Origin of the sequence: Terriglobus sp. YAF25, from assembly GCF_052113305.1 — a bacterium.
In the GTDB taxonomy this organism is placed as follows: Bacteria; Acidobacteriota; Terriglobia; order Terriglobales; family Acidobacteriaceae; genus Terriglobus.
The window spans coordinates 1-8,661 of record NZ_JBFRCY010000094.1; the positions used below are offsets into that span (position 1 = coordinate 1).

The window sequence follows — 8,661 nt, forward strand, 5'->3', positions numbered from 1 at the left end:
GAGTTGTTGCTTTAGAACACCGAGCCGATCATTGCGTGTGCACCCAGCATAGCCGGAGAGGCTTCGCGACGAGCGAGCTCGAACGTCTTCCGAGTACAAGAGATTGATAGAAGAAGGGAACCCAGTCATGTTGACACCGGGAGAATTGAAACAGATCAGAATCTTTTCCTGTTTGAATGAGCAGGATCTACAGTGGCTATCATTGCAGGCCGCCCAGGTTCGTCTGGAGCCTGGCGAGTATCTGATTCATGAAGGAGAACCTGCCTCATTTTTCGTATTGGTAGAGGGCTTGGCTGAAGCCACGAAAGACGTACGAGGGCGTTCGACCGGAGTTTCATGTCATCAGCAAGGGGACTTTTTCGGTGAATTATCGATCCTCATGGCAACGGCAGCTCCCGCGTCGGTCCGCTCCAAGACGCCCTGCCGGTTCGTCCGACTCGATCCGCAGCACCTGCAGGAACTCATCCGTCGTTCAGCGGCGTTTAGCGCATTGATCATGCAGACGCTCAATGAGCGTGTCCAGATGGTTCAAAGCTACATGCTGCAGCTCCCTCCCAGCAGGGTGCAAATTGCCGGTTCACGATTCGATGAGAATTGTAGGGACATCCGGACATTTCTGAACACAAACCGTGTCCCCTACCATTGGATCGACACTGACCGTATGTCACAGAGTGAACTCGCACCTCTGATGTGTGACAACGGAGGCCGAGCCATCATCGTGGATGAAGCGCAACTTGTGAGCCAACCCACGGTAAGAAGCGTCGCCGAAGCGCTTGGATTTCAGACGATTCCTAAACGGACAAGCTATGAGACGGTCATCATTGGCGGCGGCCCGGCAGGGTTGGCAGCGGCTGTTTATGGCGCCTCTGAAGGCTTGCGTGTGCTGCTTGTAGAGCGTAAGGCCCCGGGTGGTCAAGCCGGGACATCTTCCCGGATCGAGAACTATCTGGGATTTCCAAATGGCATATCGGGAGACGATCTGAGCCAGCGCGCCTTCAAGCAAGCTCGCAGATTTGGCGCGGAGATCGTTCTCACCCGCGAGGTCAGACAATTATCCCTTCGCCCGGACGGGACTTATGCGATCGAGCTCGATGGTGGAGAGGTAGTAGCGGCGAAGACAGCAATTCTCGCAACCGGAGTCGATTGGAGAAAGCTTGACGCCGAAGGAGTGGATACCTTTATCGGACGTGGTGTGTTTTATGGCGGGGAGCGTGCGGATGCGCCCACCGTCATGGGAAAACGAATCTTTATCGTTGGTGGAGGCAATTCGGCAGGGCAGGCGGCGCTTTTTTTTGCTAACTACGCGGATGAGGTCACTCYCCTGGTGCGGGGCGATGATCTCGGGGACGGCATGTCCCAATATCTTGTGGACAAGCTTCGGCCCGTTGCGAACATTCGAGTCGAAACCCAAACACGACTCGTGTCGGTTGAGGGCACCGATTGTTTGAAGGCACTGTATCTATGCAAAAATGGGCAGGGCCACGAGCGGCGGTGGGCAGATTGTTTATTTGTGATGATCGGGGCAGATGCGGCAACAGATTGGCTGCCCAGCGGTCTTCAGAGAAGAAACGGTTATATCTGCACCGGCAGGGAAGTCAGCGATCTTTCCTACTGGCGTTCTGCTCGCTCTCCTTACCTGCTCGAAACTAACCTACCTGGGTTGTTCTGCGTTGGCGACGTCCGCAACGGCTCGATCAAGCGGGTATCGAGCAGCGTGGGGGAGGGCAGCATGGCAGTTAACTTCATCCATCAATATTTAGAAGAAGGCGTGCTGCGCGCGCGTCCGTGAACACGGAAAACGTTTCGTAGAGAATCCGCCCCTGAATGGTCGCAGCCTAGCTGGAGATTTATCCTCAAGCTATGGAAGTAACTACTCTCAATCGAATCGGACTGATCGTGGTTTCGCATCCGGACGATGCGAGCTTCTCCGTCGCGATCGCGCGACAGTGTGAGACATCTTTACAGTCCATGGGGTTTACGACACACTTCTGTAATTTATATGCCGATAACTTCAATCCCTTGCTGACCAGCCGTGAGGTGCGGGGATTTGGGACGGATGATCCTCTCGTCCAGCGCTACCGCGATCTCCTTCTTTCAGCAGAAGTGCTTGTGGTCGTGCATCCGAATTGCTGGGGTGCGCCTCCAGCCATGATGAAAGGCTGGATGGATCGCGTCTTTGTCGAGGGATCCGCGTACGCTTTCGAGAAAGCTAGCGATCAAGGCGACATCCCGAAGGGGTTGCTCCATACCAGAGTGGCGGTTGTGTTCAATACAAGTAACACAGAGGAAGAACGCGAGCGAATCGTATTCGGCGACCCACTCGAAAGAATATGGAAACAATGCCTTTTACAATACTGCGGAGTTCAGAAGGTGATCAGGCACGTATTCAGAATCATCGCAACGAGCTCAGTTGCAGATCGGGAGCGCTGGCTCGATGAAGCGAGCCGTATCGTTGTTCAGGCCGCAGATTCTTGATCTGTCATCCTACCGGCGTGTAGCTGGAATGGCCGTCTTCGGCTGTGGGAGAGGGCAGCTCCGGCGAAACGGGCGATAGCCATATGGTGACCGTTCGAGCTACAACGTTTACTATATCGTTGACTTTTGGATGACGACAGTAGTCACGCTAAAGCCGAATACACACATTTKGGCTAGGTTCCGGAGGTATGTTGATGAAGGTTAAACCCTGTGTTTTGGGGGCTGCTTGTGCAATGCTCGTGTGGGGAACAAGTGTTGCGCAAACGAATGTCCGGACGGTTTCTAGCCCAGACGGCCACGTAAAAGCCGAAGTGTTCGTGACAAATGGAAACCTGCGGTATCGCATCATGCGGGATGGTCAGGAGGTTCTCGTCTCCTCCCGCCTCGGGATTCTGAGCGACGGTGTTGAGTACGGCAAGCAGGTCGAGCTTGCAGTTCCCACTGTCCACGAGATCAATGAGGAATACCGATTACTGGGCGGTCATTCGAAGAGCATCAATCATGCCTTCGAGGGGGAGATCCCAGCAACTTCTTCCGGGCACAATTTCTGGATAGACCTCCATGTCGCYGATGACGGTGTGGCTGTCCGCCTCAGGTTGCCGGCCAAGGCCGGCCGCCGGGTGGAAGCGGATAGAAGCAGTTGGAACCTGGCTGGGAATCCCGTTTTGTGGGCCGATCCACTGTATGCGGCGTATGAGGGGCAGTATAGGACTACGACACTCTGGAGCGTAGGGGAGGATCCGATCGGGCTGCCGATCACTGCAAAGTACAAAGATCTATACGTCACGATCAGCGAAGCAGGTCTAAAAGACTACGGAGATCTCGCGATAAAGCGTGGGTCGAACAGCGAGCTTAACGGATATCTTTATGCCGATCCGAAGGGATGGGTGACGGACGAGGAAGTCAGGCAACCGTGGCGCGTTACGATCATCGCAGGTGATCTAACGCAATTAGTGAATAGCACCCTCATTCAAAACCTGAACCCTCCTCCGGATGCCTCCCTGGCGAATGCCGATTGGATCAAGCCGGGGCGTTCGACATGGCAATGGCTATCTTCCGGTGCACCGGTGGTTGGCGAGCAAAATCAATGGATTCGATGGACGAGAGAACTGGGGTTTGAGTACTACCTGATCGATGAGGGGTGGGAAACGTGGGATAAGCCATGGGAATCTCTGCGGCAGATCGTCTCCGATGCAAAGAAACAAAACGTAAAGATCTGGGTTTGGGTCCACAGCAAGTACGTCAAAGATGCAGTCGAACGGAACGCGTATCTCCAACAGCTAGTTGCAGCCGGTGTTGTCGGTGTAAAGATCGACTTTCCTCAAGAATGTAATCGCGAATGGTCGAACTGGTACTACGACACCGCTCGTGATGCGGCGAAGTTCAGACTGTTGGTTGATTTTCACGGAGCGGTGAAGCCCACCGGTATGGAACGCACCTGGCCAAATGTGCTGACACGTGAGGCTGTTCGTGGTCACGAATATCAGGTTACACGCTACCACCGCCGGCTTGACTCAGCTCACGATACGATTCTTCCTTTCACACGATATGTCATCGGTCCGGCCGACTATACCCCGACAGTGCTTGAGAGCAGGGAACTGCAGGACAACACGTGGGCGCACGAGTTCGCTCAGGCGATCGAATTCACCTCACCGTTTCTCTGCTATGGAGGGAACCCCGGAGACCTTGTAAGCAACCCAGCGCGGGACATATTGGTTGCGATTCCGAGCACATGGGACGAGACCTTGGTGCTGCCGGGAAGCGAACCAGGAAAGATATCGGCCATGGCTCGTCGCGCCGGAGAGCAGTGGTTTGTTGCTATTTTGAATGGCGAGAGTGAAAGCGATCTCAAAGTCCCGCTGACATTCCTTGGCTCCGGCAAATGGAAATCAAGTCTTTTGAGTGATGAGCAAGGTTCACTCGATAAATTCGATAGGAAAGACACCACGCTCACTGGTGGCGATGTCCTGGAAGTTCACGCTAAGAGCCGTGGCGGATTTGTCGGCTGGTTCCGGAGATAATCCAAGGCCGTGAAGTAGTAGAGAGCATCGATGTTGCCGCGGAGATGAGGCGTTATCGCTAACCGGCAAGCGGCGGCGAAATGCCCCGCATTCCCCCGCTTGTCGTGCCTCTACTACTCGATCTTGATCAAGGTCCGGGAGCTCCGGAACGGGTTGCTGCGGTGGCCTCAATGAGCGGTGATCTTTACGGACTTGCCGCCGTAGTGAACCATGGAGTCATACTTCTCCGTAAGATCTACTCCGGCGCCATGGTTATCCGAGACCCACACGATGTGAAAGATGCGGTCGTTTACTGCGCCGGGGAAGCTTCCCGTGCGGTCACCGATCTCAAGGGTATGCGTGGATTCGCGCCACGTAATTGGAATGGTGGCGAACTGCCCTTTCTCATAGTTGTATGAGTCACCTTGATCCTCATAAAGCGTGAACTTGCCATCCGCGCCGCGGTAAATGCGCAGCTCAATCGGGTCGGCCGGCTTCTCGTCGGAATACTGTAGGAATGGACCCATGGGTAGGATTGCTCCCGGTCGAACGAACAAGGGCAGCGTCTCCACCGGAGCTGACGCGTGGACATTCTGACCGGCCTCGGCCTTCTCCCCGGTCCAGAAGTCGTACCAGGGTGCTGCGGTGGCCGGTAGATATACGTCCTGTTCTGTCGCTCCGGCGTTCGTCACCGGCGTCACCATGATCTCGGGCCCAAAGAGATACTGATTGCCGATGTTCAACGTTTTCGGATCTTTGGGGAAATTCATGACCAGCGGCTGCAGGAAAGTGGTTCCTGCCGATGTGACTTGCCAAGCCACGGAATAGGTATAGGGAAGCAGCCGGTAACGCAGATTAAGGTACGTCCGCATGATCGCCTGCGTTTTGTCGTCGAAGCGCCACAATTCCTTGCCGGGTTTCAGCCCATACGAGCCATGCACGCGGAACATAGGACAGAACGAACTGAACTGGAACCACCGCGCAAACAATTCTTCATATGCGGGATTCGAAGGATCCCCGTTACCCGCCTCCTTATTGCCAAAGAAGCCACCCGTATCGGTATTCCAATATGGAATGCCCGACATGGAGAAGTTCAGACCTGCCGGGATCTGGTTACGGAGCACCTGCCAGGTCGCCTGTATGTCACCGGACCACGTGATGGCGCTGTTGCGCTGCTGCCCTGCGTACGCGGAACGTGTCAGGATGACTACCCGTTTCTGGTCCGTCGCAGCGCGCTGTCCCTGATAGATGCCTCCAGAATGCATCAACGGATAGAGGTTGTACACGGTGTATCCCGGGCCCGCAGGTGTCTTATACGTGCGGAAGCCCATGTTGTTGATCTCGGGCTCGGGCGCGTCCAGCCACCAACCATCCACACCCTTTGCAAAGAGGTTTGTGCGGATCTGCTTCCAATAGATCTCGCGGCCGGCCAGACTGAAGGGGTCGTACCATTGCCCCTGGCCGGGAGGGAAGACGTAATGGGTTATTTCCGGGAACATGCCACCTGCGGCATTCAACTCTTCGCTGTTCTTGCTGCCCACATCGAACTTGGCCCATACAGAGATCAGCGTGTGAAAGTGCTGGTCATGTAGTTTCTGGAACATGGCCGCAGGATCGGGGTAGCGTTTCGGATCGAAAAGGTGCGACCCCCATGTATTGCTTCCTTCCGGCCAATACTGCCAATCCTGAATGATGCCGTCCGCGGGAATTTTCAGACTGCGGATCTTTTCGGCGACACCCAGCAGCTCCTCCTGGGAGGCATAGCGCTCCTTCGATTGCCAGAAGCCGAACTGCCACCGCGGCATCATGGGCGCCTGACCTGTTAGAGTGCGGTAAGCTGCCATGGCGGTTGCGATGCTTCCGTCTCCAAAGCAGAAGTAGTAATCGATCGCCTTGCCGTACTCTGAGGACCATCGCAACAAGCGGCCAGGGGATGCTGCTTCCTTTGGAGCCTCCGTCGAAATCGTGGTAACTGCGGGGTTGTCCCACAAAAGCACGTAACCTTTGCTTGAAGTCATTACGGGGATGCCGACGTTCGTGTTCGCCTGAGCCAGCTTCACGCTGGATCCAACGTTCGTGTTGTAATTCCATGCACCCTGTTGGTGCTGGCCCAGGCCATAGATGCCTTCGTCCGCAGCCACGTCAAAACTCTGCGTCGCCGACGTGACGGATACGTCCGCTAGCGTTGTCGGAGCGATCTCGCGGCTATGCGCCGCCTCCTGCAGCAGCATATGACCGGCCGGATCCCGGAAACTCACCGCGCCCGTCTGCTTATCGATTTGCACCTTCACTTTTGTTGATGCGAGGGTGAACGCTTCTTTGCTCTCCTGCCGTTTCAGAGAGACGGTCGACGGCTTGGCAACAACGGAAAAGCTTGTCAGCTCCGACAGCTTTATTCCAGGCGCATACGTCACCCGAACGATCTCTGGCGACCAGAACTGGATGCGAAGAGTGCCCCCATCCACATCCATCTGAGCTCCGCTCTGTTGCTTCTGGTATGAGCTAGCTGCGGCAAAGACAGGAGCAGAAGCCATGACAGCGATCCCCAGCAAAATTGGGGCGGAGAAGAGCTTTTGTGTTCGAGTCCTCGTCAACTAGTCCTCCATCGAAAGGTCAATGCTGGGTGACGGGCGAGCCTGCAGATGTTGATTTACCTTTGCGAACGCTCTACCCGTAAATGGCTTACTGGGTCATTACAGCAGCAGGTAAACGTTTTCCGCAATGTCCAATTTCTTCCCGACGGCAACCGGTGGGATTCAAAACGTTTCGAACGTTCTGATAATCATTCGGGAAGCGAATGAATTTTTGGTCGGAAAGACTTCTGGTTGACTTTTTCAAAGCAAATCTATTAAGTTGTGGTCGCAAAATTAATGCGCGTCGCCCGGTATCGGAGAAGGCTTCACTCATCCACGATGGATGTAGCGAGGATAGACAACGTTATCTCTGTATCGCTTTGGGCTACTTCCACGCTAAGCCTTCAGAGACTTTAAAGCACCACGCAAAGAGAAAAGGAGTGGTCTGATGACTAGAACGTTCAGATCCGGCGCTATTACCCGCAGGGATGCGTTACGACTGTCCGCAACTGCAGGATTGGGCTTTTCACTGCCTGGAACGGCTCACGCCTCGGACAGCATCAGAACCGGTGTCCACCTGGATCCGGGTTTTTGTGCAACTCCGGGAAACGCCGTCGCCAAAACGCAGTACGGTAAGGTGCGTGGTTACGTCAGTGGCGGCGTGTACACCTTCAAGGGCGTGCCATACGGGCAGGATACCGCCGGCGAAAATCGTTGGCTGCCGGCCAAACCTCCCAAGGCGTGGTCCGATGAGTACCCAGCCCTGGTCTATGGTGCGAACTGTCCTCAGACACTGCACAATTTCAAGTCGATTGAAATGTCTTTCCTCTACGACTGGGATGACGGCTATATGAGCGAAGACATGCTCAAGTTGAACATCTGGACGCCCGCGCTTACCGGTAGCCGGCCCGTCATGGTCTATTTTCACGGTGGGGGGTTCAGCTTTGGTTCAGCGTATGAACTGCCATCGCATGAGGGCGCGCAGATGGCGCGCAACCACGACGTCGTGCAGGTATCCGTCAATCATCGCCTCAACGTCCTGGGCTTTCTTGATCTGTCGGAGGTTGGAGGGGACGCATATGCAGACTCTGTCAATGTCGGCATGACGGATCTGGTGGCATCGTTGCGCTGGATTCAGGAAAATATAGCCAACTTCGGAGGTGATCCGAACAAGGTCATGATCTACGGCCAATCCGGCGGAGGATCGAAGGTGACCTGTCTGCTAGGGATGCCTTCTGCGGCCGGCACGATTCATACCGCTGCAGTCCAGTCCGGTGGTGGCGGTAACAGTCCCGCGGCCGAGCAGTCGAAGGAACTTTCACGGCAGCTTATGAAAGAGCTCGGGCTTGGGCCTAACGACCTTGCAGCGCTACAGAAGATGGAGTGGTCACGCTTAATTGCAGCGGGAAACGCGACGATTGCGAAGATCAACCCGCCTGTGCGGGGCTTAACGGGACCCGGTTCCGCGCCTTCGGCAGCGCCACGTGTCGGATGGGGGCCGACAGTCGACGGTAGGATCGTGACGTTACGCTCTTTCTTCGATGCGGCTCCTGACGTCTCAAAGAACATTCCGGTACTTATCGGCTCGGTGAGTGAAGAAGGCATGCAGTTCC

General features: G+C 55.3%; 5 protein-coding genes. 4 read left to right on the forward strand and 1 reads right to left on the reverse strand.

The genetic code is table 11. The features are described from left to right. Window positions 1–127: 127 nt before the first annotated feature. The 3 genes from AB4043_RS05700 to AB4043_RS05710 all read left to right on the forward strand — a co-directional run bounded on the left by AB4043_RS05700 (window position 128) and on the right by AB4043_RS05710 (window position 4,496). Window positions 128–1,789 carry an FAD-dependent oxidoreductase gene (locus tag AB4043_RS05700; protein ID WP_442306650.1) on the forward strand — a complete coding sequence of 554 codons (1,662 nt, stop codon included), beginning with the start codon at window positions 128–130 and terminating at the stop codon, window positions 1,787–1,789. A 71-nt stretch (window positions 1,790–1,860) separates the two neighbouring features. After that, the gene (locus AB4043_RS05705) at window positions 1,861–2,475 is read left to right on the forward strand and encodes an NAD(P)H-dependent oxidoreductase (protein WP_442299296.1); all 615 of its coding nucleotides are present in this window, start codon (window positions 1,861–1,863) and stop codon (window positions 2,473–2,475) included. A gap of 233 nt (window positions 2,476–2,708) precedes the next feature. Then, a complete protein-coding gene (locus AB4043_RS05710; protein WP_442299340.1) occupies window positions 2,709–4,496 on the forward strand; it encodes a glycoside hydrolase family 97 catalytic domain-containing protein in 1,788 nt (595 codons plus the stop codon). A gap of 167 nt (window positions 4,497–4,663) precedes the next feature. Here the strand turns inward: AB4043_RS05710 and AB4043_RS05715 are convergent, their stop codons facing one another. After that, window positions 4,664–7,009, reverse strand: a complete 2,346-nt coding sequence (locus AB4043_RS05715) for a glycoside hydrolase family 31 protein (protein WP_442299297.1) — start codon at window positions 7,007–7,009, stop codon at window positions 4,664–4,666. Between the two features lie 487 nt (window positions 7,010–7,496). Here AB4043_RS05715 and AB4043_RS05720 point away from each other — a divergent pair. After that, on the forward strand, window positions 7,497–8,661 hold a 1,165-nt coding region (locus AB4043_RS05720), incomplete at its 3' end, for a carboxylesterase/lipase family protein (RefSeq protein WP_442306651.1).